This is a genomic window from Pseudomonas sp. (assembly GCF_030683065.1).
Classification (GTDB): Bacteria; Pseudomonadota; Gammaproteobacteria; order Pseudomonadales; family Pseudomonadaceae; genus Aquipseudomonas.
On the sequence record NZ_JAUXMX010000024.1, the window covers coordinates 79,930 to 103,139 of the forward strand.

Annotated in this window: 25 protein-coding genes; 3 read left to right on the forward strand and 22 right to left on the reverse strand. The window is 59.4% G+C overall.

Annotated elements, in window-relative coordinates; translation table 11 throughout:
• The first annotated feature begins 218 nt into the window (after positions 1 to 218).
• Positions 219 to 1,889: a 2-isopropylmalate synthase gene (gene leuA / locus Q8K09_RS05615; protein ID WP_304864614.1), complete on the forward strand. Its 1,671-nt coding sequence runs from the start codon at positions 219 to 221 to the stop codon at positions 1,887 to 1,889.
• Between the two features lie 57 nt (positions 1,890 to 1,946).
• On the opposite strand, the gene Q8K09_RS05620 is transcribed toward leuA, so the two are convergent.
• Positions 1,947 to 2,315, reverse strand: coding sequence for a winged helix-turn-helix transcriptional regulator (locus tag Q8K09_RS05620; protein ID WP_370869488.1), 369 nt, complete (start codon positions 2,313 to 2,315; stop codon positions 1,947 to 1,949).
• A 121-nt stretch (positions 2,316 to 2,436) separates the two neighbouring features.
• On the opposite strand from Q8K09_RS05620, the gene Q8K09_RS05625 reads away from it, so the two are divergent.
• Complete coding sequence (locus Q8K09_RS05625) at positions 2,437 to 3,537, forward strand: alkene reductase (RefSeq protein WP_305253997.1); 1,101 nt, start codon at positions 2,437 to 2,439, stop codon at positions 3,535 to 3,537.
• Positions 3,538 to 3,576: 39 nt separating this feature from the next.
• Here the strand turns inward: Q8K09_RS05625 and Q8K09_RS05630 are convergent, their stop codons facing one another.
• The 21 genes from Q8K09_RS05630 to trmJ form a co-directional block, all read right to left on the reverse strand.
• On the reverse strand, positions 3,577 to 4,368 hold the full coding sequence (locus Q8K09_RS05630; RefSeq protein WP_305253998.1) for an amidohydrolase: 792 nt from the start codon (positions 4,366 to 4,368) through the stop codon (positions 3,577 to 3,579).
• Positions 4,356 to 5,504 carry a pyridoxal phosphate-dependent aminotransferase gene (locus Q8K09_RS05635; protein WP_305253999.1) on the reverse strand — a complete coding sequence of 383 codons (1,149 nt, stop codon included), beginning with the start codon at positions 5,502 to 5,504 and terminating at the stop codon, positions 4,356 to 4,358. Before Q8K09_RS05635 ends, Q8K09_RS05630 begins: the two co-directional genes overlap by 13 nt.
• Before the next feature lie 121 nt (positions 5,505 to 5,625).
• Positions 5,626 to 7,098 (reverse strand): ribosome biogenesis GTPase Der, encoded by a 1,473-nt coding sequence (gene der, locus Q8K09_RS05640; protein ID WP_304865563.1) that lies wholly within the window; start codon positions 7,096 to 7,098, stop codon positions 5,626 to 5,628.
• A gap of 128 nt (positions 7,099 to 7,226) precedes the next feature.
• Positions 7,227 to 8,378, reverse strand: coding sequence for an outer membrane protein assembly factor BamB (gene bamB, locus Q8K09_RS05645; RefSeq protein ID WP_305254000.1), 1,152 nt, complete (start codon positions 8,376 to 8,378; stop codon positions 7,227 to 7,229).
• Positions 8,371 to 9,015 (reverse strand): tetratricopeptide repeat protein, encoded by a 645-nt coding sequence (locus Q8K09_RS05650; RefSeq protein ID WP_305254001.1) that lies wholly within the window; start codon positions 9,013 to 9,015, stop codon positions 8,371 to 8,373. Before Q8K09_RS05650 ends, bamB begins: the two co-directional genes overlap by 8 nt.
• Before the next feature lie 38 nt (positions 9,016 to 9,053).
• Positions 9,054 to 10,343: a histidine--tRNA ligase gene (gene hisS, locus Q8K09_RS05655; protein WP_305254002.1), complete on the reverse strand. Its 1,290-nt coding sequence runs from the start codon at positions 10,341 to 10,343 to the stop codon at positions 9,054 to 9,056.
• An 18-nt stretch (positions 10,344 to 10,361) separates the two neighbouring features.
• Positions 10,362 to 11,474 (reverse strand): flavodoxin-dependent (E)-4-hydroxy-3-methylbut-2-enyl-diphosphate synthase, encoded by a 1,113-nt coding sequence (gene ispG / locus Q8K09_RS05660; protein WP_305254003.1) that lies wholly within the window; start codon positions 11,472 to 11,474, stop codon positions 10,362 to 10,364.
• A 1-nt stretch (position 11,475) separates the two neighbouring features.
• The gene (locus tag Q8K09_RS05665) at positions 11,476 to 12,420 is read right to left on the reverse strand and encodes a RodZ family helix-turn-helix domain-containing protein (RefSeq protein WP_305254004.1); all 945 of its coding nucleotides are present in this window, start codon (positions 12,418 to 12,420) and stop codon (positions 11,476 to 11,478) included.
• Positions 12,420 to 13,178: a type IV pilus biogenesis/stability protein PilW gene (gene pilW, locus Q8K09_RS05670; RefSeq protein WP_305254005.1), complete on the reverse strand. Its 759-nt coding sequence runs from the start codon at positions 13,176 to 13,178 to the stop codon at positions 12,420 to 12,422. Before pilW ends, Q8K09_RS05665 begins: the two co-directional genes overlap by 1 nt.
• Before the next feature lie 13 nt (positions 13,179 to 13,191).
• Complete coding sequence (rlmN, locus tag Q8K09_RS05675) at positions 13,192 to 14,355, reverse strand: 23S rRNA (adenine(2503)-C(2))-methyltransferase RlmN (RefSeq protein WP_305254006.1); 1,164 nt, start codon at positions 14,353 to 14,355, stop codon at positions 13,192 to 13,194.
• Positions 14,356 to 14,379: 24 nt separating this feature from the next.
• The gene (gene ndk / locus Q8K09_RS05680) at positions 14,380 to 14,811 is read right to left on the reverse strand and encodes a nucleoside-diphosphate kinase (RefSeq protein ID WP_304865578.1); all 432 of its coding nucleotides are present in this window, start codon (positions 14,809 to 14,811) and stop codon (positions 14,380 to 14,382) included.
• A gap of 172 nt (positions 14,812 to 14,983) precedes the next feature.
• Positions 14,984 to 15,184 (reverse strand): Fe-S cluster assembly protein IscX, encoded by a 201-nt coding sequence (gene iscX, locus Q8K09_RS05685; protein ID WP_305254007.1) that lies wholly within the window; start codon positions 15,182 to 15,184, stop codon positions 14,984 to 14,986.
• A 17-nt stretch (positions 15,185 to 15,201) separates the two neighbouring features.
• On the reverse strand, positions 15,202 to 15,540 hold the full coding sequence (gene fdx / locus Q8K09_RS05690) for an ISC system 2Fe-2S type ferredoxin (RefSeq protein WP_305254008.1): 339 nt from the start codon (positions 15,538 to 15,540) through the stop codon (positions 15,202 to 15,204).
• 2 nt (positions 15,541 to 15,542) lie between these two features.
• Positions 15,543 to 17,408 carry a Fe-S protein assembly chaperone HscA gene (gene hscA / locus Q8K09_RS05695; protein ID WP_305254009.1) on the reverse strand — a complete coding sequence of 622 codons (1,866 nt, stop codon included), beginning with the start codon at positions 17,406 to 17,408 and terminating at the stop codon, positions 15,543 to 15,545.
• Positions 17,409 to 17,462: 54 nt separating this feature from the next.
• Positions 17,463 to 17,984, reverse strand: a complete 522-nt coding sequence (hscB, locus tag Q8K09_RS05700; RefSeq protein ID WP_305254010.1) for a co-chaperone HscB — start codon at positions 17,982 to 17,984, stop codon at positions 17,463 to 17,465.
• 12 nt (positions 17,985 to 17,996) lie between these two features.
• Positions 17,997 to 18,320: an iron-sulfur cluster assembly protein IscA gene (gene iscA / locus Q8K09_RS05705; RefSeq protein ID WP_304865588.1), complete on the reverse strand. Its 324-nt coding sequence runs from the start codon at positions 18,318 to 18,320 to the stop codon at positions 17,997 to 17,999.
• Between the two features lie 11 nt (positions 18,321 to 18,331).
• Positions 18,332 to 18,718 carry a Fe-S cluster assembly scaffold IscU gene (gene iscU, locus Q8K09_RS05710; protein WP_304865590.1) on the reverse strand — a complete coding sequence of 129 codons (387 nt, stop codon included), beginning with the start codon at positions 18,716 to 18,718 and terminating at the stop codon, positions 18,332 to 18,334.
• A gap of 41 nt (positions 18,719 to 18,759) precedes the next feature.
• Positions 18,760 to 19,974, reverse strand: a complete 1,215-nt coding sequence (locus tag Q8K09_RS05715; protein ID WP_305254011.1) for an IscS subfamily cysteine desulfurase — start codon at positions 19,972 to 19,974, stop codon at positions 18,760 to 18,762.
• Positions 19,975 to 20,023: 49 nt separating this feature from the next.
• The gene (gene iscR / locus Q8K09_RS05720; RefSeq protein WP_305254012.1) at positions 20,024 to 20,515 is read right to left on the reverse strand and encodes a Fe-S cluster assembly transcriptional regulator IscR; all 492 of its coding nucleotides are present in this window, start codon (positions 20,513 to 20,515) and stop codon (positions 20,024 to 20,026) included.
• Between the two features lie 126 nt (positions 20,516 to 20,641).
• Positions 20,642 to 21,424, reverse strand: coding sequence for a serine O-acetyltransferase (cysE, locus tag Q8K09_RS05725; protein ID WP_305254013.1), 783 nt, complete (start codon positions 21,422 to 21,424; stop codon positions 20,642 to 20,644).
• The gene (trmJ, locus tag Q8K09_RS05730; protein WP_305254014.1) at positions 21,417 to 22,196 is read right to left on the reverse strand and encodes a tRNA (cytosine(32)/uridine(32)-2'-O)-methyltransferase TrmJ; all 780 of its coding nucleotides are present in this window, start codon (positions 22,194 to 22,196) and stop codon (positions 21,417 to 21,419) included. Before trmJ ends, cysE begins: the two co-directional genes overlap by 8 nt.
• A 145-nt stretch (positions 22,197 to 22,341) precedes the next feature.
• Between trmJ and suhB the strand changes: the two genes are divergently transcribed.
• Positions 22,342 to 23,157, forward strand: a complete 816-nt coding sequence (suhB, locus tag Q8K09_RS05735) for an inositol-phosphate phosphatase (RefSeq protein ID WP_305254015.1) — start codon at positions 22,342 to 22,344, stop codon at positions 23,155 to 23,157.
• The last annotated feature ends 53 nt before the right edge of the window (positions 23,158 to 23,210 follow it).

The following is a 23,210-nucleotide window of genomic DNA, read 5'->3' on the forward strand; positions in this document are numbered from 1 at the left end:
CTCCTATTGGCTAAAAACGCGCTTTATCACCATTTTTTTCCAGTTACTTGCCAGCTTTGACCTCACTGGTTACGGTTGACGCCATGAGCACAACCCGCACCCACATTCTGCTGCGGCAACACGCCCGTCTTTGCCTGGTCAGTCAACGACTGCGCCTGCCTCACTTACTCGATTTCGCCTGGCCACCCATCTGCGGCCGCCGCTAAAAGGACTGCACCATGAGCATGCTCAAAGACCCATCCAGCAAATACCGCGCCTTTGCGGCGATCAACCTGCCCGATCGCACCTGGCCATCGAAGACCATCACCGAGGTGCCGATCTGGTGCAGCTCGGACTTACGCGACGGCAACCAGTCACTGATCGAGCCGATGGATGCGGCGAAGAAGATGCGCTTCTTCAAGACCCTGGTGCAGGTCGGTATCAAGCAGATTGAAGTGGGCTTCCCCTCAGCCTCACAGACCGACTTCGACTTCGTCCGCGAGCTGATCGAAGGGGGTCACATCCCTGACGACACCACTATTCAGGTACTGACCCAGGCCCGCGAAGACCTGATCAACCGCACCTTCGAATCGCTGGTCGGGGCAAAGCAGGCCATCGTCCACGTCTACAACGCCACCGCGCCGAGCTTCCGCCGTATCGTCTTCAACCAGGACAAGGCCGGCGTGGTCGCTATCGCAGTGAATGCCGCACAGCTCATCAAGAACCGCGCCGAGCAGCAGCCGGATACCCGCTGGTCCTTCCAGTACTCGCCGGAAATCTTCACCTCCACCGAGCTGGAGTTCGCCGTGGAGGTCTGCGATGCGGTGCTTGACGTGTGGCAGCCGACCCCCGAGAACAAGGTGATCCTCAACCTGCCGGCCACCGTGGAAGTTTCAACGCCGAATATCTATGCCGACCAGATCGAATGGTTCGGCCGCCATATCAGCCGCCGCGACAGCGTGCTGATCAGCCTGCACACCCACAACGACCGCGGCACCGGCGTGGCCGCCAGCGAACTGGGCCTGATGGCCGGTGCCGATCGCGTCGAAGGCTGCCTGTTCGGCAACGGCGAGCGCACCGGCAATGTCGACCTGGTCAATCTGGCGCTGAACCTCTACACCCAGGGCATTCATCCGGGCCTGGACTTCTCCGACATCGACAACGTGCGCAAGGTGGTCGAGGAGTGCAACCAGCTGCCCGTGCATCCACGCCACCCCTATGTCGGCGACCTGGTACACACCGCCTTCTCCGGCTCGCACCAGGACGCGATCCGCAAGGGCTTCAGCCAGCAAGACCCGGACGGCATCTGGGAAGTGCCCTACCTGCCCATCGACCCGGCCGACATCGGCCGCAGCTACGAGGCGGTAATCCGCGTCAACAGCCAATCGGGCAAGGGCGGCATCACCTACCTGCTGGAACAGGAATACGGCATCTGCCTGCCGCGGCGCATGCAAATCGAGTTCAGCCAGGTGGTGCAGAAGGAAACCGATCGCCTCGGCCTGGAAATGAGCGCCGCGCTGATCCACCAATTGCTTGACCGCGAATACCTGCAAGCCACCGCACCCTACGCCCTGAAAGGCCATCGCCTGCAGGAAGAAAACGGCACCAGCGCGGTGGATGTCGAAGTCGTCAATGCGGGTGAAACCCAGCACTGGCGCGGCATCGGCAAAGGCCCACTGGAGGCTTTGGTGGCCGGTCTGCCGGTGACCGTGGAGATCATGGACTACAGCGAACACGCCATCGGCGCCGGCACCAACGCCAAGGCGGCTGCTTATATTGAGCTGCGCGTTAACGGCGGCCGCGCACTGCATGGCGTCGGCATCGATGAAAACCTCACTACCGCCAGCTTCCGTGCGCTGTTTAGCGCCTTGAACCGCGCCATTGGCCAGGCCGCCGAACAAGCTGCCTGAGTGACGCAGGTCGCTATCGACGCCTGCCCGATAGCGACCTGAAATAGCCCATCAGCCTCATTCGCCCTGCTGTTGGCAGTGACTACGACCCCACTCACACATGGCGGCCAGTACCGGCTGTAATGTGGCTCCGTGCTCGGTCACGCAATACTCCACCCGCGGCGGCACCTCAGCAAAAACCGTGCGGGTCAGCACGCCAACACGCTCCAGTTCGCGCAGCTGCTGGGTCAGCATCTTCTCGGTGATATCCGGCACCAAACGCTTCAACGCTGAAAAACGCAGCGGACCGTTAAGCAGCCGATACACCAGCAGCGCCTTCCACTTGCCGCCAATCACTTCCAGGGTGACATCCATTGGCGTGCTGTAGACCTTATCACCCCGCACCAGGCACTTGCTTTCAACCCCTTCAGATCGCTGCTCGGCCATCATTGGTTACCTTTAAGTAAGTTACAGCCTTTATCGTACGTACTTCCCAAAAAGATTGCCACGCGCATAATAGCTGCCATGGCTTATCACAGCCCCCTGGACAATTCTGCACGGAGATTTCATGTCGATTAAGCACCTGTTCACGCCACTGCAACTGGGCGCCCTGACCCTACCCAACCGGCTGGTGATGGCACCCCTGACGCGCCAGCGCAGCCTGGCGGGCAATGTTCCAGGCGAGCTTAATGCCAGCTACTACGCCCAGCGTGCCAACGCAGGCTTGATCATCAGTGAAGCCAGCCAGATTTGCCCTGAAGGCCAAGGCTATGCGTGGAGCCCAGGCATCCACAGTGATGCGCAAGTGGCAGGCTGGCAGCACGTCACACAGGCGGTGCATGCGGCCGGGGGGCATATTTTCTTGCAGCTCTGGCATGTCGGTCGCATTTCCCACCCCTTACTGCAACCCAACGGGGCAGACCCGGTCGCCCCGTCGGCGATTCAGGCCAATGCCGAATGCTATGTGGTTGAAGCCGATGGCAGCCATCATAAAGCCGCTACGGCCATGCCGCGCGCACTGCAGTTGAACGAACTACCGGGCGTTGTGGCGGCTTACGCCCATGGCTGCGCCAACGCCATCAAGGCCGGCTTTGATGGCGTGGAAGTGCACGCCGCCAACGGCTATCTGCTAGACCAGTTCCTCTGCTCCAACAGCAACCAGCGCAATGACGTGTATGGCGGCTCGGCAGAAAACCGTGCGCGGCTGGTGCTGCAAGTCGTGGACGCTGCAGTAGCGACAGTGGGTGACAGCCGCAAGGTGGGCATTCGTATTTCGCCCATGGGAACCTTTGGCGACGTGAGTGACGCCAACCCGCTGGAAACTTTCAGCTACCTGGTTGAGCAACTCAACAGCCGCAACCTCGCTTACCTGCACGTCAATCGTCCCGATTGGCTGGGCGGCTCTTTTGAAGGTTTTGATGCCTTACTGCGCGCCCTGCGCGATCTGTATACCGGCACCCTGATTTTGGCAGGCGGGCAAACAGCTGAAAGTGGTGAGCAAGCCATCACGGAAGGGCTGGCTGATTTGGTCGCCTATGGCCGCCCCTATATTGCCAACCCGGACCTGCTCGCCCGCTTTAAGGCGGGCGCCGAGCTCAACCCGCTAGACGGCGCTACCTTATATGGCGGCGGTGCCGCCGGTTACACCGACTACCCCGCCATGAGCTAACGACTCAAGCAAAGCGCTGGGCACTGCCCGGCGTTTTGCTCAGCTCAACGTGAAGTCATCTGCATCCAGGTAGGCAGCAAAGCGCTGCCGGTAGGCTGATAACTCGGCCGCATGGAGCCTCACACGGAAGACCCCATTTTTGGCCTGGGCAGCCAGCAGGCTATCACCCTGAAAATCCAGCACCTGGCTATCACCGCTGTAGGCGTGGCCCTTGCCGTCCTCGCCGATGCGGTTAACCGCCGCCACATAACACAGGTTTTCGATGGCCCGCGCCGGCAGTAGGCGGTTCCAGTGATTGCGCCGCGTCGCCGGCCAATTAGCGGTGTAGAGCAGCAGGTCGGTGGTCTGTGGATCGCGACTCCACACCGGGAAACGCAGGTCGTAGCAGATCAGCGGGCGCACCTGCCAGCCGTTGACCTCCAGCAACACCTGCTCAGTGCCGGCGCTGTAGTGCTTGTGTTCACCTGCCATGCGGAACAGATGACGTTTGTCATACTGCGCCACGCTACCATCCGGCCGCGCCCAGATCAGGCGATTGCGGTACGAGCCATCGGCGGCCTGGATAATCAGGCTGCCGGTGACCACGGCCTGCAGCGTCTGGGCCTGTTCGCACAGCCACTGGCTGGTCGGGCCATCTTCAGGCTCAGCCAACGCCACGCAATCCATTGAAAATCCCGTGCTGAACATCTCCGGCAGCACGATCAGATCGGCACCGCGCGCCTGCTCCAGCAGGCAAGCGAAATGCGCACGATTGGCGGCCGGGTCCTGCCACGCCAGCGTGGTCTGGATCAGCGCCAACTCAAGGTCAGGCAAGCCGCTTATATCGCGCATAGTTTCTCCGCCGCCTGCCCCAGGGTGTCTTCACGTTTGGCAAAGCAGAAGCGCACCAGGCGCAAATCCGCAGGCGGGCTCTGGTAGAACACCGATACCGGAATCGCCGCCACGCCATGCTCGCGGGTCAGCCACTCGGCCATGGCGACATCATCCAGGTCACTGCGAATAGCCGAATAGTCGGCCAGCTGAAAATAGGTGCCAGCGGCGCGGGTGAAGGTAAAGCGCGAGGCGGCCAGCAGGTCGCAGAACAGATCACGTTTGGCCTGGTAGAACGCTGGCAATTGCTCGACGTGCTCAGGATGCTCGGCCATATAGTCGGCCAGCGCCCATTGCAGCGGCGTCACGCCGCAGAAGCTGACGTACTGATGCACCTTGCGCAGCTCAACGCTTAAAGCTGGCGGCGCCACCACATAGCCGGTCTTCCAGCCGGTGACGTGATAGGTCTTGCCGAACGAGCTGACTACGAAGGCACGCTGATACAGCTCGTCGTGGCCAAGGATGCTGGCGTGTTCGACGCCATCGAACACCAGGTGCTCATAGACCTCGTCACTGATCAGGTAGATATCGCACCCACGGATCAGCGCCGCCAACTGGTCCAGCTCAAACGCCGAGATCAGCGCGCCACTGGGGTTGTGCGGACTGTTGAGAATGATCAGGCGGGTCTTGTCACTCAGGGCATCAGCCAGCCGCTGCCAGTCAATGGCGAAGTCCGGCAGCGCCAGTGGCACATGCACGCAACGACCACCGGCAAGCTCGACCGAGGGTTCGTAACTGTCGTAACAGGGATCGAAGACGATGACTTCATCGCCCGGCCGAATCAGCGCCTGGATCGCACAGAAAATCCCCTGGGTCGCCCCCGGCGTGATGGTCACTTCAGTGTCGGCGCTGACACGACGGCCGTAACTGCGGGCAATCTTGGCCGCTACCTGCTCGCGCAAGGCCGGCAGGCCGGTCATCGGTGCGTACTGGTTATGCCCGGCGGCGATATGCCGGCCGACCGCCTCGCGCAGCGCCTGGGGCCCGTCGAAATCCGGAAAACCCTGGGACAGGTTGAGCGCGCCGGTTTCCACGGCGAGCTGCGACATGCGAGTAAAAATGGTGGTGCCTACGTTGGGCAGTTTGCTGATGATCATCGCTGACGATATCCCTGGATCAAGCGCCGAGCATGAGCGCTACTGATGCGGCAGGATAGCCGATCGACCAGAGACGCAAAAGGCACCCGAAGGTGCCTTTATAGAGGGTAGCGCAGCAAGCCTAGCGCTTGTCCTTGCGCTTCTTCTCGGCCTTCTTGTGGTGCGTCATCATCCGGCGTTTTTTGTTCACCTGACGGTCGGTAAGGGTGTTCTTGTTGCCCTCGTAGGGGTTCTCGCCGCCCTTGAACTCGATGCGGATCGGTGTACCGACCAGCTTGAGTACACGCCTGTAGGTGTTCTCCAGATAGCGCACATAGGACTTGGGCACCGAATCGACCTGGTTGCCGTGGATCACGATCAGCGGCGGGTTGGCGCCACCGAGGTGAGCATAACGCAGCTTGATCCGGCGATTGTTGACCATAGGCGGCGCGTGATCGCCAACCGCGTCCTCAAGAATCTGGGTCAGGCGGTTGGTCGGCCAGCGGGTGATTGCCGACTTGAACGAGTCCTGCACCGACTTGTACAGATGTCCGACGCCAGTGCCATGCAAGGCCGAGATGAAGTGAATGTCGGCGAAGTCGACGAAGAACAACCGACGCTGCAGCTCAACCTTCACATAATCGCGCTCGCTAGGCTCCATGCCGTCCCACTTGTTCAGTGCGATGACCAGAGCGCGACCGCTTTCCAGCACGAAGCCAAGCAGGTTGAGGTCGTGATCGACCACCCCTTCGCGGGCATCCATAACGAATACCACGACGTTGGAGTCCTGGATCGCCTGCAGGGTTTTCACCACCGAGAATTTTTCTACCGCTTCGAAGATCTTGCCGCGACGGCGTACGCCGGCAGTATCGATCAGGGTGTACTTTTCGTCGTCGCGCTCGAACGGAATATAGATGCTGTCGCGGGTGGTGCCAGGCTGGTCATAAACGATCACTCGGTCTTCGCCGAGCATGCGGTTGACCAGGGTCGACTTACCAACGTTAGGCCGGCCGATGATCGCCAGCTTGATGCCGTCCTTCTCGCTCGGGCCGGGAATACGCTTGGCTTCCTGGCCTTCGAGGACAACTTCCTCTTCCTCGCCTTCTTGCAGTTCGGAGTCATCCTTGGGGAAGGAGCCCAGCACGGCTTCGAGCATCTGGGTGATGCCGCGCCCATGAGCGCCGGCAATCGCCAGGGACTCGCCCATGCCCATGGAAGCAAATTCGGCGCGCGCCAAATCCGGGTCGATATTGTCGACCTTGTTGATCACCAAAAAGCTCTGCTTGTTGCGTCGGCGCAGGTGCTCGCCAATCATCTGGTCCGAGGCCGACAAACCGGCACGCGCGTCAACCATGAACAGCACGGCATCGGCCTCTTCGATGGCCTGCAGCGACTGCTCGGCCATCTTCGCGTCGATACCTTCTTCGTCACCGGAGATACCGCCGGTGTCGATGACGATATAGGTTCGCCCCTGCCACTTGGCCTCGCCGTATTGGCGATCTCGGGTCAGACCGGACAGGTCGCCGACAATCGCGTCGCGGCTTTTGGTCAAGCGGTTAAATAAGGTGGACTTGCCGACGTTAGGGCGGCCCACCAGGGCAATTACGGGAACCATTAGGCTCTCCACTTCGTTATTTCAAAAAATACAAAAGCCGCTGCAGGTGCAGCGGCCGGAATTCACAGCTCGACGTGGCGAGCTACACCGCCTTGCGGTGCAGCAGAGCCACGCCGGCTAGCAGTGGGTCACTTGATCGTCAACGCGACTAGTTTGCCACCATTACCAAAGGCATACAGCCAATTACCGACCACCAGCGGGCGAGCGCGCAGGCCATCGCTATCAATGCGCTCACGACCGACAAAGCGTCCATCTACCTGACTGATCAGGTGCAGATAACCTTCCAGATCGCCAAAGGCCAGGTAGCTGGAGAACACTTCGGGCGCCGACAGCTGACGACGCGCCAGGGCATCGTTGCTCCACAGTGCCGAAGCGGAACGCTCGTCGATGCCTTCTACAGTACCGTTGGCCAGGCTGACGTAAACGTTGCCGAAGCCTTGGGCTACGCCCACAGAACTGGATGCTTCACGCTGCCACAGCACTCGCCCGCTTTCCATATCCAGCGCAGCAACACGGCCCTGATAGCTGACAACATACAGATTGCCACCCGACAGCAGCAAGCCGCCGTCGATGTCTACAACCCGCTCAAGCTCGGAGCGCCCTTGTGGAATCGCTACGCGCTGCTCCCAAACCGGGATGCCACGCCGAGCATCGAGTGCAATGACCTTGCCACTGGAAAGGCCCGCAATTGCCAGGCTATTGGTCAGCACTGGGCTGCCAGTGCCGCGCAACGTCAGGACTGCCGGGGTGTTTTCAAAGATCCAGCGCTGGCTACCGGTGTCGGCATCCAGGGCAATCAAACGATCATCCTGAGTCTGTACCAGTACGATATCGCCATTGATCGCCGGAGCTGACAGTACTTCGCTGGTAACCCGCGAGCGCCACTTTTCTTCACCGCTGCTGGCATCCAGGGCAATGATCTCGCCCTTCAGAGTACCGACAACCACCAAGCCGTAACCGCTACCAACTGCGCCAGAAACCGGCAGATCCAGGTCTTCTTTCCAGAGAACCTTGCCGGTCATGCGGTCGAGCGCCATTACCAGGCCTTCGACATCGGCGGCATAAATGCTGTCGCCCTCGATAGCGGGGACCAGCATGTTGAATGTCTTACCCTGGCCCTTGCCAATTGAGCGGCTCCACTCCTTGTTCAGCTGCACCTCTCTCTCGAACTTGGGCAGCTCGGCCGGGGGAAGTTCCTTCTTACTGTTGCTGCTGCAACCCACAGCCAAAACGGCCAGGGCCAGCAGTGCGGCATTTTTCCAACGCATCACGTCACGCATCCCCTTTGGCCAAATCGTCAAGCTTCATTTGCAGACCGCCGACAGCAGCCTCTTCGTCGAGCGCTGCCTTGGCTTTAACATAGGCCGCATGGGCATCATCGTTACGCCCCAACTGCACCAACAAGTCGCCTTTAAGCTCTTCACGACTGGCGAGATAAGCCTGATCGGCATCACCCTCAAGCAGCGTGAGTGCTTCTTCAAGTTTTTCCTGCGCGGCCAGAACACGGGCCAGACGCTGGCGGGCCAATTCAGCCAAGGTGTCGTCCACAGGCTTATCGACAATCGCTTGCAACTCGGCCACAGCGTCATCCAGCTTGCCGGATTCGACCGCCACTTTGGCAACGAACAGGCTGCCGTATTGGGCATAGTGAGTGCCGGCAAAATCGCTTTTGAGCGTATTGGCCAGTTCGATAACCTTGGCCGGATCAGGCTGGCCACTCGGGTTCAACGCAGTTTCCAGCAATTGCTGATAAACCATCGAAGCACCATGAGACTGGTTAGTCTGGTATTTCTGCCAGCCCTGCCAGCCAAACACCACTACCAGCGCCAATACGCTGCCGGTGAGCAATGGCTTGCCGTTGCGCTGCCACCACTCCTTGACTACCGCCAGCTCTTCATCATCGGTACGCGAAACCACCCCAGTTACTCCTATTCGCTAAAACGCTTAACAGCCTGTCAGGCCTGCAAGACGCAGGACGCCAAATGCTCGGCTAATGCCGCCCAGGCGATGCTTTGTTGTTCACCCTGGCCGCGCAGCGGCTTGCAACCTACCACTTGCTGGGCCAGTTCGTCTTCACCCATGACCAAGGCGTAAAGGGCGCCGCTCTTGTCGGCCTTTTTCAATTGACTCTTGAAACTGCCGGAGCCCGCATTGACCTGCAAGCGCAGACCCGGCAGCTGATCACGCAGACGCTCGGCCAGGGTCAACGCCGCCAGTTCCGCCGGCTCACCCAGCGCACACAGGTAGACATCAACCTGTCGGGCGATTTCTGTCGGCACTTTATCCAGGGTTTCGATCAGCAGCACCAGGCGCTCGATACCCATGGCGAAGCCCACGCCCGGCGTCGGCTTACCGCCCATTTGCTCGACCAGGCCATCGTAGCGACCACCCGCGCAGACGGTGCCTTGGGCGCCAAGCTGATCGGTCACCCACTCGAACACCGTCTTGCTGTAGTAATCCAGGCCACGCACCAGCTTGGGATTGATCACATAGGGAACGCCAGCCGCATCAAGACGCGCCCTCAGGCCATCGAAATGCACCTGCGATTCAACGTCCAGGTAATCGGCCAGCTTCGGCGCATCGACCAGCAACGCCTGGGTCTGCTCATTCTTGCTATCGAGCACACGCAGTGGATTGCTGGTCATGCGCCGACGGCTGTCTTCGTCGAGCAGATCAGCTCGGGCCGTGAGGTACTCGACCAGGGCATCGCGATAGATCGCCCGCGCCGCGCTGGTACCCAGGCTGTTCAACTCCAGGGTGACCGCATCACGAATACCCAGCAGGCCCCATAGGCGCCAGGTCAGAATGATCAACTCGGCGTCGATGTCCGGGCCATCGATATTGAAGACTTCGACACCGATCTGGTGGAACTGACGATAGCGCCCCTTCTGCGGGCGCTCGTGGCGAAACATCGGCCCGATGTACCAGAGCTTCTGGGTCTGCCCGCCGCCGGCCAGGCCGTGCTCAAGCACTGCGCGCACACAGGCGGCGGTACCTTCCGGACGCAGGGTCAGGGAGTCGCCGTTGCGATCCTCGAAGGTGTACATCTCTTTTTCGACAATATCGGTGACTTCGCCGATCGAACGCTTGAACAACTCGGTGAACTCGACGATCGGCATACGGATCTGCCGATAGCCATAGCCATCCAGCAGGCACGCCACGCTGTCTTCAAAGTAACGCCAGAGCGGAGTCTGCTCGGGCAGGATATCGTTCATGCCACGGATGGCTTGCAGGGACTTGCTCAATTCATTTCCTTAACAGGGTTAGCTGCGCACGATAACCGCGGCGTCAGCAGCGACCTTCTCGGCCGCCTTCTGGCGTATCAGCTTTTCCAGCTCATCCACCAGGTTGTCGTTGCCCAGCTTCTGTGACGGCTTGCCATCGATATAGATCAGGTTGCTCGGCGAGCCACCAGTCAGGCCGATGTCCGCCTCTTTGGCTTCGCCCGGGCCGTTGACCACGCAACCGATAACCGCTACATCAAGCGGTACCAGCAGATCTTCCAGGCGATTTTCAAGCTCGTTCATGGTCTTCACAACATCGAAGTTCTGCCGCGAGCAGCTTGGGCAGGCGATGAAATTGATCCCGCGCGAACGCAGGCGCAGCGACTTGAGAATATCGAAGCCGACCTTGATCTCTTCCACCGGGTCAGCGGCCAAGGAGATACGGATGGTATCGCCAATCCCCTCGGCCAGCAGCATACCCAGGCCCACAGCCGACTTCACCGTGCCGGAACGCAGCCCACCAGCCTCGGTGATGCCCAGGTGCAACGGTTGTTCGATCTGTTTGGACAGCAACCGATAAGCCTCCACGGCCATGAACACATCGGAGGCTTTGACGCTGACCTTGAAGTCCGGGAAATTCAGACGATCCAGATGCTCGACATGGCGCAACGCTGACTCAACCAAGGCTTCTGGGGTCGGCTCGCCGTACTTTTTCTGCAAATCTTTCTCAAGCGAGCCCGCGTTGACCCCGATGCGAATCGAAATACCGCGATCACGCGCCGCCTCGACCACCGCCTTGACCCGGTCTGGGCGGCCAATGTTGCCTGGATTGATGCGCAGGCAATCAACACCTAGCTCGGCAACCCGCAGAGCGATCTGGTAGTCGAAGTGGATATCCGCCACCAGCGGCAGACTGACCAGTTGCTTGATCCGGCCAAAGGCTTCGGCAGCGTCCATGTCCGGTACTGATATGCGCACGATATCGGCGCCGGCATCTTGCAGGCGACGAACCTGAGCCACGGTTGCGGCCACATCGTTGGTATTGGTATTGGTCATGCTCTGAACAGCAATAGGCGCGTCACCACCCACCGGGACCGAGCCAACCCAAATCTTGCGCGTCAGGCGACGCTTGATCGGCGATTCGCAATGCATGCTACTGACCACCCAACTTTATGCGTGCGGTTTCACCCGTGGTAAAGGCCGCCAAGTCGACGGCCTGGCCGTTGTAGCTCACTTGCGCGCCACGGGCAAAGCCCAGCCGCAGCTCTAGGGGGGCCTTGCCGACCAGTTGCAGGCTCTCGCCCTTGCGCTTGAGCGCACTGAACAGCACCGTGCCACCGGCATCAGTCACCTGGGCCCAGCAGTCAGCAACAAAATTGACATCGACCCTGCCCTCGCCCGCAGCAATAACAGGCGAATCACCCGTGCCTGCAGGCACAGCAACTGGTTCGAGTTGCGCCACCCCTGCAGCCGGTTCAACCGCGGCAGCTATCGGCTCGGCTGCGCTGTTCAGCTCTGCGGTTTCTTCAGCAGTGGCAGGTGCGAGACTCAACTCAGTCGTGCCCTGGGCTGCAAGCACGGCCTGGTCTTCCGGCTCATCCAGGGGGTGAACTTGCGTCGTGCCATCGGCACCCTCCACTTCAAACTGTTCAAAACTGGCGACCGGGGACTCATTGGCATGGCGCTCGGCCTGGCCTTGCCACCAATAGAAGCCGACCACAGCAAGCACCACCAGGGCGGTAAAGCTGACGAAGCGCAGAATGCTTTGCGAGTAGCGTACTGGCTCTTCAATATGCCCCAGGCTATGCACATCGCTGCCCACAGCATCGCTGCCGGTAAACTGATCGAACTCCATTACCAGACGTTCCTGATCCATGCCGAGGATTTTTGCATAAGCACGGACATAGCCACGGGCAAAGGTATTGCCCGGCAACTTATCGAACGCTCCAGCTTCGACCTGACTCAAGCGCAGTGGCGTGAGGTTGAGCTGAGCGGCCACTTCATCGACGGTCCAACCCTTGCCCTCGCGGCTCTCGCGCAGTGAGTCACCGGGATTGACGCGCTGGGCAGTTACAACTTCAGGATGCGCCGCTTTCATCATTGCTCCGACAGATATTGCTGATATTCCGGCGTACCGGGATAAAGACGCTTCAATTGCAGGCCCAGGCTGGCAGCCTTGTCGCGATCCTCGAAAATGGTCGCCAGGCTCGCACCGAGCAACAGGCTACGCGCATTCTGCTCGGCCAGCAGGCTGTAACTGTCGTAATACCCACGGGCCGGCACATATTGCCGCTCCTCGAAGTGAATCACGGCCATTTCGAGCAACGCCCTTGGTTGGCGGCTATTGAGGCGCAGCGAGCGCTCCAGGTAAGCCTTTGCCTGCTCTCGCTGGTTGAGCTTCATGGCCGTCAAGCCAAGGTTCTCGAACACCCGCGAACGCTCTGGGTACAGCGTATCGAGGGACGCTTTCTGATAATGCTCAAGCGCCTCCTGGTAACGCTCCTGCTCGAACAGAAAACCACCATAATTATTCAGCAGCCGGGCATCGCTACTGCGCTGAGACAGCGCCTTGCGGTAATGCTCATCGGCCAGCTTGTATTCCATTTCGCGCTGAAACACCAACGCCAGCGCGGCATGCGCATCAGCGCTGGATGGATCAAGGTCGAGTGCTTTTTTCAACGGCACCTTGGCGCGTTCGCCAGCGCCTTGCTGCAAATAGCCGATCCCCAGCTGGATGTAGGCATCACGCGCATCATCACGGCCCTTGCCGGTTCTCATCGGGTCGACGTTGCCTGTCGACACACAGCCAGCCAACAGGCTGGCGAGTAACAAGAACAGCGCTGGGCGCAGGGTCATGGGCATCCTCACTTCAAGATTGATTGGCGGCGGGACTCGGCGTTTCAGCCTCGCTACCGAGATCGAGCAGTGCCAGTTCACGCACTGCAATGTAGCGTTCGCTGCGACGAGTACGGTCCATCACCTGACCGACCAACTGGCCGCAAGCAGCATCGATGTCTTCGCCGCGCGTTGTGCGCACGGTGACATTGTGCCCGGCTTTATGCAGCAGATCCTGGAAACGGCGGATTGCATTGTTGCTCGGCCGCTCGTAACCCGAATGAGGGAAGGGATTAAACGGGATTAAATTAATCTTGCAAGGCACATTTTCGAGAAGTGCGATCATCTCTTCAGCATGCCCAGGCTGATCGTTGATGTCCTTGAGCAAGGTGTACTCGATTGTAAGTACACGTTTCTCACCGAGGCGCGATACATAGCGCTGGCAGGCCGCCAGCAACATCGCCAGCGGATACTTCTTGTTGATCGGCACCAACTGGTTGCGCAACTCATCGTTCGGCGCGTGCAACGACAGCGCCAGGGATACGTCGATGACTTCGCCCAGTTTATCGATCATCGGCACCACGCCCGAGGTGGACAAGGTCACCTTGCGCTTGGAGATGCCATAGCCGAGGTCGTCCATCATGATTTTCATGGCGGCGACCACGTTGTCGAAATTCAGCAACGGCTCGCCCATCCCCATCATCACCACATTGGTGATGGCACGGTCGACCCTGGCCGGCACACTGCCGAATGACTTATTGGCGATCCACACCTGACCGATCACTTCGGCAGCCGTCAGATCGCTATTGAAACCCTGCTTGCCAGTGGAGCAAAAACTGCAATCCAGTGCGCAACCAGCCTGTGACGACACACACAGGGTGCCACGCGAGCCTTGCGGGATATACACGGTCTCCACACAACTGCCTGACGCCACTCGCACTACCCACTTGCGCGTGCCATCAGTCGAAATATCTTCGCTGACCACTTCCGGGCCACGAATTTCAGCACAGGTCTTGAGCTTTTCACGCAAGACCTTGCTGACATTGCTCATGACATCGAAATCATCGACGCCAAAGTGGTGAATCCATTTCATCAACTGACCGGCACGGAAACGTTTTTCCCCGATGTCCTCGAAGAATTGTTCCATTTCTGCCTGAGTCAGACCCAGCAGATTGATTTTTCCGGTAGCTTCAGTCATGGCTTCACCCTCGCACGCGTCGCCTTAGCGAATGCGCGCGCACACCTCGGTAGCGGAGAAGAAGTAGGCGATTTCACGAGCGGCGGACGCCTCGGAATCGGAACCGTGTACCGCGTTCTCGTCGATCGATACTGCGAAATCGGCACGGATAGTGCCAGCAGCTGCTTCTTTCGGGTTAGTTGCGCCCATCAGCTCGCGGTTTTTAGCGATGGCATCTTCGCCTTCCAGCACCTGAACGATAACCGGACCCGAAACCATGAAGGACACCAGGTCTTTGAAGAAGCCGCGCTCGCTGTGCTCGGCATAGAAACCGCCAGCTTCGCGCTCGGACAGTTGCACCATCTTCGAGGCAACAACCCGCAGACCGGCTTTTTCGAAACGGCTAACGATCTCGCCGATAACATTTTTGGCAACAGCGTCGGGCTTGATGATGGAGAAAGTACGTTGAACAGCCATGTGTAGCTCCAGAAACGTTGAGTAATACGAAAAATTAAACCCGCGAATTATACGCGGGTTCTGGTTAAAAACATAAGAGCAGCGCCAAGCGACAAACCGTAAGGGCTAAACCAGAGCCCGAGCAAACAGCTGTCATGGCCCAATCACTAGCACCTTACAGCTTAAAGCGACTTCACTCTGCCTCTTCAATCCAGGCCGCCTGAATCGCTTCCAGCACTTTCTCACCACCACGCTGCGGGTCGTCGATAAAGTTTGGCAAAGCCAGCACCCAGCGATGCAGATCGACAAAATTGACGAAACGCGGATCGACCTCGGGCTTGCCTTCAGCCAGCTGGATTGCAATCTCCAGCACATCGGACCATTTGAGACTCATGACCTACCCCCTCGCCCTCAGTGCCCCTCGGACACTTGATTGATGGTGTACCTGGGAATTTCTACCACCAGATCCTGATCATCCACCACTGCCTGACAAGACAGCCGCGAACTAGGCTCCAGACCCCAGGCCTTGTCCAGCATGTCGTCTTCCAGCTCATCGGATGGCTGCAGCGAAGCGAAGCCTTCGCGAATGACCACGTGACAGGTGGTGCAGGCACAGGACTTCTCACAGGCATGCTCGATGTGGATACCGTTGCGCAGGGCAACGTTGAGCACGGTTTCGCCCGACTGCGCCTCGATAACCGCCCCCTCAGGACAATGGTCGGCGTTGGGCAGAAAGATCACCTGCGGCATGCTTATTCCTCAATCTCATTAAGACTACGACCAGACAATGCAGCCTTGATCGTGGCATCCAGGCGACGAGCGGCAAAGGCATCGGTCACCTGGGCCAACCGTTTGCTTTGCTGCTCGATGGCCAGGCCATCGCGCCCGGTCAGCAGCCCGCGCAACTGCTGGATTTGCGCATCGATGGCCAGGCGCTCATCGGCATTCAGCAAACGCTCGCCATCGAGCTGCAAGGCTGCCTCTACCGCTTCCAGCAGACGCTGCGCATCCACCTGCTGCTCACGCAGCACCCGGGCAACCTTGTCATCGCTGGCGTTCTGGAAAGAATCCTGCAGCATGCGTGCGATTTCGCCATCGGTCAGCCCGTAAGACGGTTTGACCTGAATACTCGACTCCACCCCAGATGCCAATTCACGGGCCGCCACACTGAGCAAGCCATCGGCATCGACCTGAAAGGTCACGCGGATTTTCGCCGCGCCTGCAACCATCGGCGGAATACCGCGTAACTCGAAGCGCGCCAGGGAACGACAATCACTGATCAACTCGCGTTCGCCTTGCAGCACATGAATCTTCATGGCTGTCTGGCCATCTTTATAGGTGGTGAAGTCCTGAGCACGCGCCACCGGGATGGTGGTGTTGCGCGCAATGACCTTCTCCATCAACCAGCCCATTGTTTCCAAGCCAAGCGACAGCGGTATTACATCCAGCAGCAACAATGCCTCGCCATCACCACGCTTGTTACCTGCGAGGGCATCGGCCTGGATCGCGGCGCCAATGGCCACCACCTGATCGGGGTCGATATCGGTCAAGGGCTGCCGCGCGAACATCTCGGCGACCGCCTGACGCACCCGCGGCACGCGAGTCGAACCACCCACCATGACCACCGCCTCGACCTCCTCAAGCTCGATGCCGGCATCACGCACCGCCCGCCGACAGGCCTTGAGGCTGCGCGCCAGCATTGGCTCGATCAATGCTTCGAATTGCTCACGGCTCAACTGCCCCTGCCAAGCCCCGTAATTGAGCTGGGCCTCGGTACAAGCGGTGAGTGCTTCCTTGGCCACGCAGGCGGCCTGCAGCAGGGTACGCTGCACGCCGGGACTGAGGTCGGCAGACAAGCCGGCCTGCTCGACTATCCAGCCCGCAATCGCGTGATCGAAGTCATCGCCGCCCAGGGCGCTGTCACCACCAGTGGCCAACACCTCGAACACACCGCCGGTCAGGCGCAGAATGGAAATATCGAAGGTACCGCCACCGAGGTCATAGATTGCCACCACACCCTCGGCATGCTGATCCAGGCCATACGCCACGGCGGCGGCGGTCGGCTCATTGAGCAGGCGCAACACATTTATGCCGGCCAGGCGCGCAGCATCCTTGGTGGCCTGGCGCTGGGCGTCATCGAAGTAGGCCGGGACTGTTATCACCGCGCCGACCAGCTCGCCACCCAGGGTTGCTTCGGCACGCTGACGCAGCACCCTGAGGATATCGGCAGACACTTCAACAGGGCTTTTCGGCCCCTGCACGGTATCGATGAAGGGCATGTGCGACTCGCCCTCGACAAAGCGGTAGGGCAACTGCTCGCCCAACTGCTTGACATCAGCCAGGCCACGCCCCATAAGACGCTTGACCGACAACACGGTATTCAACGGATCTACCGAGGCAGCCAACCGGGCGGTCTCGCCGACTTCGACGCGACCAGGGTGATAGCGCACCGCCGACGGCAGGATCACTTGCCCCGCCGCATCACCGAGCGGCGCAGACAAGCCACTGCGCACGGCAGCGACCAGCGAATTAGTGGTGCCCAGATCAATGCCCACTGCCAACCGACGCTGGTGGGGCTGGGGGCTCTGTCCGGGCTCAGCGATCTGCAGTAAGGCCATGGTTAATAAATGCTTATCTGTATATCAAGCGCGCCAGATTGGCTGCGCGAGCGATTAATCGTCGAGGCGCTCTTCCAGCTGGCGCACTTCATGGGAAAGCTTGTCGAGAAACTGCATGCGGCGCATCAGGCGCTCGGCCTCTGCGCGGTGCGGCGCAGCATCCCAACAAACGGCAAAGCGCTCGTTCAACTCATCCTGAGCACTCTTCAGGCGCCGCTTGAATGTCGCTACGCCCGGCGAGTCGGCGCTGTCCTGCAGATCTTCCAGCTCTTCACGCCACTGCATCTGCTGCAGCAGGAAGTCCGGGTCTTGCACGGTGACCTCCAGCGGCAACTCCGGCCCGCTCAGCGCAAGCAGGTATCGCGCGCGCCTGGGTGCGCTTTTCAGCGTGCTATAGGCTTCGTTGAGACCGGCAGAATGCTCCAGTGCCAGACGCTGTTCACGGTCGGAGGCATCGGCAAAACGATCCGGATGGACAGTGCGCGCCAGCTCGCGATAACGCACGGCCAACTGCTCAAGGTCCAGACGGAAGCTCGGCTTAAGCTCGAACAGGGCAAAGTGACAGGGACTACCCAAAAGACAAACGCCTCAGATATTGAAGCTTTCGCCGCAGCCACATTCGCCGCGCACGTTAGGATTGTTGAACTTGAAACCTTCGTTCAAACCTTCCTTGACGAAGTCCAGCTCAGTGCCATCGAGATACACCAGGCTCTTGGGATCAATGATCACCTTAACCCCGTGACTCTCGAACACCTGATCTTCACTCGCGGACTCGTCGACAAACTCCAGCACATAAGCCAGGCCCGAACAGCCTGTAGTGCGCACGGCCAAGCGTATGCCGTCGCCCTTACCGCGCCCTTCAAGCGAGCGTCGCACATGCTCAGCGGCGGCTTCGGTCATGCTGATCGCCATCGACAACCTCCTTAGAGCAGACCTTTCTTCTGCCGGTAATCACGCACAGCCGCCTTGATAGCGTCCTCAGCGAGTACCGAGCAATGGATCTTTACGGGCGGCAACGCCAATTCTTCGGCGAGCTGGGTGTTCTTGATGGTTTCTGCTTCATCCAGCGTCTTGCCTTTCATCCACTCGGTGGCGAGGGAGCTGGATGCAATCGCAGAACCGCAACCATAGGTCTTGAACTTGGCGTCTTCAATGATGCCTTGCTCGTTGACTTTGATTTGCAAACGCATCACATCACCACATGCTGGCGCGCCGACCATGCCGGTACCGACATCCGGGTCTTCGGCATCCATCTTGCCGACGTTGCGCGGATTCTCGTAATGATCAATGACCTTTTCACTGTAAGCCATGCTGCTATTCCTCTTTCATCAGGGGCTGCTAAACAGCAGCTTTAGTGTGCAGCCCACTCGACTTTTGACAGATCCACACCCTCTTTGAACATATCCCACAGCGGCGACAGCTCGCGCAGCTTGGTGACCGCCTCGCGAACTTTCTGCGCGGCGTAGTCGATTTCCTCTTCGGTGGTGAACCGACCAAAACTGAAGCGAATTGAACTGTGCGCCAGCTCATCGTTACGACCCAGCGCGCGCAAGACGTACGACGGCTCCAGCGAAGCTGAGGTACAGGCCGAACCCGACGATACCGCCAGATCCTTGAGCGCCATGATCAGCGACTCGCCCTCGACATAATTGAAGCTGAGATTGAGGTTGTGCGGCACTCGCGAGGTCATGCTGCCGTTCACGTACAACTCTTCAAGGCCATCTACCTGCGCGAAGAAACGCTCACTCAGCGCCTTGACCCGCAGGCTTTCCTGGATCATTTCTTCCTTGGCAATCCGGAAGGCTTCGCCCATACCGACGATCTGGTGAGTCGCCAGGGTGCCAGAACGCATGCCACGCTCATGGCCACCGCCATGGGTCTGGGCCTCCAGGCGCACACGCGGCTTACGGCGCACATAGAGCGCACCAACACCCTTGGGGCCGTAGGTCTTGTGTGCCGAGAAAGACATCAGATCGACCTTGAGCGCGTCCAGATCGATTGCCACTTTGCCCGTGGACTGCGCAGCATCAACATGGAAGAACACACCGCGCGAGCGGGTCAACTCGCCGATACCCGCAATGTCATTAATAGTGCCGATTTCGTTGTTCACATGCATGATCGACACCAGAATGGTGTCTTCACGCAGTGCCGCCTCAACCATGGCCGGGGTAATCAAGCCGTCTTCGCCAGGCTCGATATAGCTCACTTCAAAGCCTTCGCGCTCCAGCTGACGGGTGGTGTCCAACACCGCCTTGTGCTCGATCTTCGCAGTGACGATGTGCTTGCCCTTGCCGCTGTAGAAGTGCGCAATGCCCTTGATCGCCAGATTGTTCGACTCAGTGGCACCGGAGGTCCAGACGATTTCACGCGGGTCAGCGTTGACCAGCTCAGCGACCTGACGACGACCGAGCTCAACCGCCTCCTCAGCCTTCCAGCCAAACACATGGGAGCGCGACGCCGGATTTCCGAAGTTGCCATCGACCAACAAGCACTCACTCATCTTCTGCGCCACACGCGGATCGACCGGGGTAGTGGCGGAATAATCGAGGTAAATCGGTACCTTCATTGATCTTCTCCTAATCAGGTTTCTGGCCACATGGGCCGGCATCCCGCGCTTAATCGACGGCGGATGCTTCGATCTTGTCCAGATAAGGCTTCCTGCCGTTGCTGCGCCGCTGATTCTGGCACTGCGCTATTTCCTGCACCTCACGGCGCATCACAAGATCAGCCAAACTGATACCGCTGAGAAACTCATGAATCTGCTGGCTGAGGTCGCACCACAGGTGATGGGTCAAACAGGTGTCGCCGCCATGACAGTCACCCTGCCCCTGACAGCGCGTAGCATCGACCGATTCATTGACCGCATCGATCACCTCGGCGACCTGGATTGCTTGCATGTCGCGGGCCAGCTGATACCCACCGCCGGGGCCACGCACACTGGATACCAGGGTGCTGCGGCGCAGCTTGGCGAACAGCTGTTCAAGGTACGACAGAGAAATACCCTGGCGCTCGGAGATATCAGCCAGAGACACCGGACCATGCTGGGCATGTAGCGCCAAGTCGAGCATGGCGGTAACGGCGTAACGGCCTTTAGTGGTCAGTCGCATTAAGGATTACCACGCAGTCACAATTTGCGCCGATTATGCAATTCCCGAGTATTTACGTCAACTATAAGACCTTATAATTTACTCGGGATTAGCCCCGGCTAAAGGCCGCCCAGCATAACAAACCGCTCAGCCAGGCGCGGGCTTGTCATCCTGCTCCTTGCACACGCCGACGAAGTCTTCAGTGCGCAGCGCCGGCAGCTCCTTGGCACAGTAGTCACTGCCCAGTTCGTTAAGCGCCTTGCACATGCCCTCCAGTCGCCCATCAACCGCCTGCAAGTGATCAAGCAGCTGCCCAATGGCACGCGCTACCGGATCCGGCATGTCCTGACCGACGCCATAGGCATCGAAACCCAGTTTCTCAGCCATGGCTTGACGCTTGGCCGCCTGCTCGTCGTCCACTTTAGCGATGATTCGCCCAGGGATACCCACTGCAGTCGCCCCTGCCGGCACCTCCTTGGTCACCACTGCATTGGAACCAATCTTGGCACCTGCACCCACCGTGAACGGCCCAAGCACCTTGGCGCCAGCACCTACTACCACACCATCGCCAAGCGTCGGATGGCGCTTGCCCTTATTCCAGCTGGTACCACCCAAGGTCACACCCTGATACAGGGTGACATCGTTACCAATCTCTGCCGTCTCACCGATGACAACACCCATGCCATGGTCAATGAAGAAGCGCCGGCCAATCTTTGCCCCGGGGTGGATCTCGATCCCGGTCAGCCAGCGCCCAAGGTTGGACACCACGCGCGCTAACCACTTCCAGCCGGAAGCCCACAACGCATGCGCCAGACGATGCAGCCAGACTGCATGCAGACCCGGATAGCAGGTGACCACCTCAAGCGTATTGCGCGCCGCCGGATCTCGGTGAAATACGCCCTGGATATCTTCCCGCATACGCTCAAACATCAGTTTTCCCCTGCTTATGGTGCTCACCACGCGCGGCCTTGACGGTCTCTGTCAAAATGCCACGCAAGATATTCATTTCCAGCTTACTGACTCCGCTACGCCCATAAAGGCGCCGCAAGCGACTCATCAAGTGCCGCGGCTTAGCCGGATCAAGAAAGCCAATTTCTACCAGCGCAAGCTGTAGATGCGCATAAAAAGACTCCAGCTCATCCGTCGTGACTGGCTGGGAACTCTGGATCGCCGTAGTTTCCAGCTTGAGCGTCTTGGTCGGCTTATTCTGCGCTGCCAGCCAGGCCATGCGTACCTCATAGGCCAGCACCTGGACCGCCGCCGCCAAGTTCAGCGAACTAAACGCCGGGTCGGAGGGAATATGCACATGGAAGTGACAACGCTGCAGCTCCTCGTTGGTCAGACCCGCGTATTCACGACCGAACACCAGGGCCACTTCGCCCCCCTGCAGCGCCTGCTCGCAGGTGGCCAGCCCGCACTCACGCGGATCAAGCAACGGCCAGGGAATACGCCGATCGCGCGCACTGGTACCCAGCACTAAACTGCAGCCGACCAGCGCCTCTTCAAGCGTGCCAACCACCTGCGCAGCGTCAAGTACATCAGTCGCACCGGAGGCTCGCGCCACCGCATCGCCGCTGGGAAAATCAATTGGGTCGACCAGCACCAAACGCGACAGGCCCATATTTTTCATGGCGCGCGCAGCGCCTCCGATATTGCCGGGATGACTGGTATTGACCAGAACCACTCGAATATTTTGCAGCAATGCAAGCGCTCACATGGGTAGTCAAGGGCAGCAAAGCTTACAGAACCGTCCAAGGTAATGCCATGCGGGACACAGACGGCACTTCTTCAAGCAGTCTTTTCTGCTAATATGGCCGGCTTTCTTTAACGACCCAGGTGAATCATCCATGCAGCCCATGCTGAATATCGCCCTGCGCGCAGCCCGCAGCGCCGGTGAAATGATCTTTCGCTCGATCGAACGCTTGGACGTCATCTCGGTCGACGAGAAAGATGCCAAGGATTACGTAACCGAGATTGATCGCTCTGCCGAGCTACTGATCATCCACGCACTGCGTAAGGCTTACCCGACCCACAGCTTTCTCGGCGAGGAAGGCGGCCTGATCCAAGGCAGTGGCGATGGCAAAGACTACCTGTGGATCATCGATCCACTGGACGGTACCACCAACTTTATCCGTGGCGTGCCGCATTTTGCCGTCAGCCTGGCCTGCAAGTACCGCGGCCGACTGGAACACGCCGTAGTCATCGACCCCGTGCGCCAGGAAGAATTCACGGCAAGCCGCGGCCGTGGCGCCGCCCTCAACGGCCGCCGCCTGCGCGTCAGCTCACGCAAGAGCCTGGAAGGCGCGCTGCTCGGCACCGGCTTCCCGTTCCGCGATAGCCAACTCGACAACCTGGAAAACTACCTCGGCATGTTCCGCAACCTGGTTGGCCAGACTGCCGGCGTTCGCCGTGCCGGTGCCGCCAGCCTGGACCTGGCCTACGTGGCCGCTGGTCGTTACGATGCCTTCTGGGAGTTCGGCCTGTCCGAATGGGACATGGCTGCTGGCGCCCTACTGATCCAGGAAGCAGGCGGCCTGGTCAGCGACTTCACCGGCGGCCACGAATTCCTCGAAAAAGGCCAGATCGTCGCCGGCAACACCAAGTGCTTCAAGGCAGTGCTGACGGCTATCCAGCCGCACCTTTCCGCCTCAATGAAACGCTGATTGCGCGATCAATAAAAAACCGGCCATGTGCCGGTTTTTTATTAGCCAGAAAA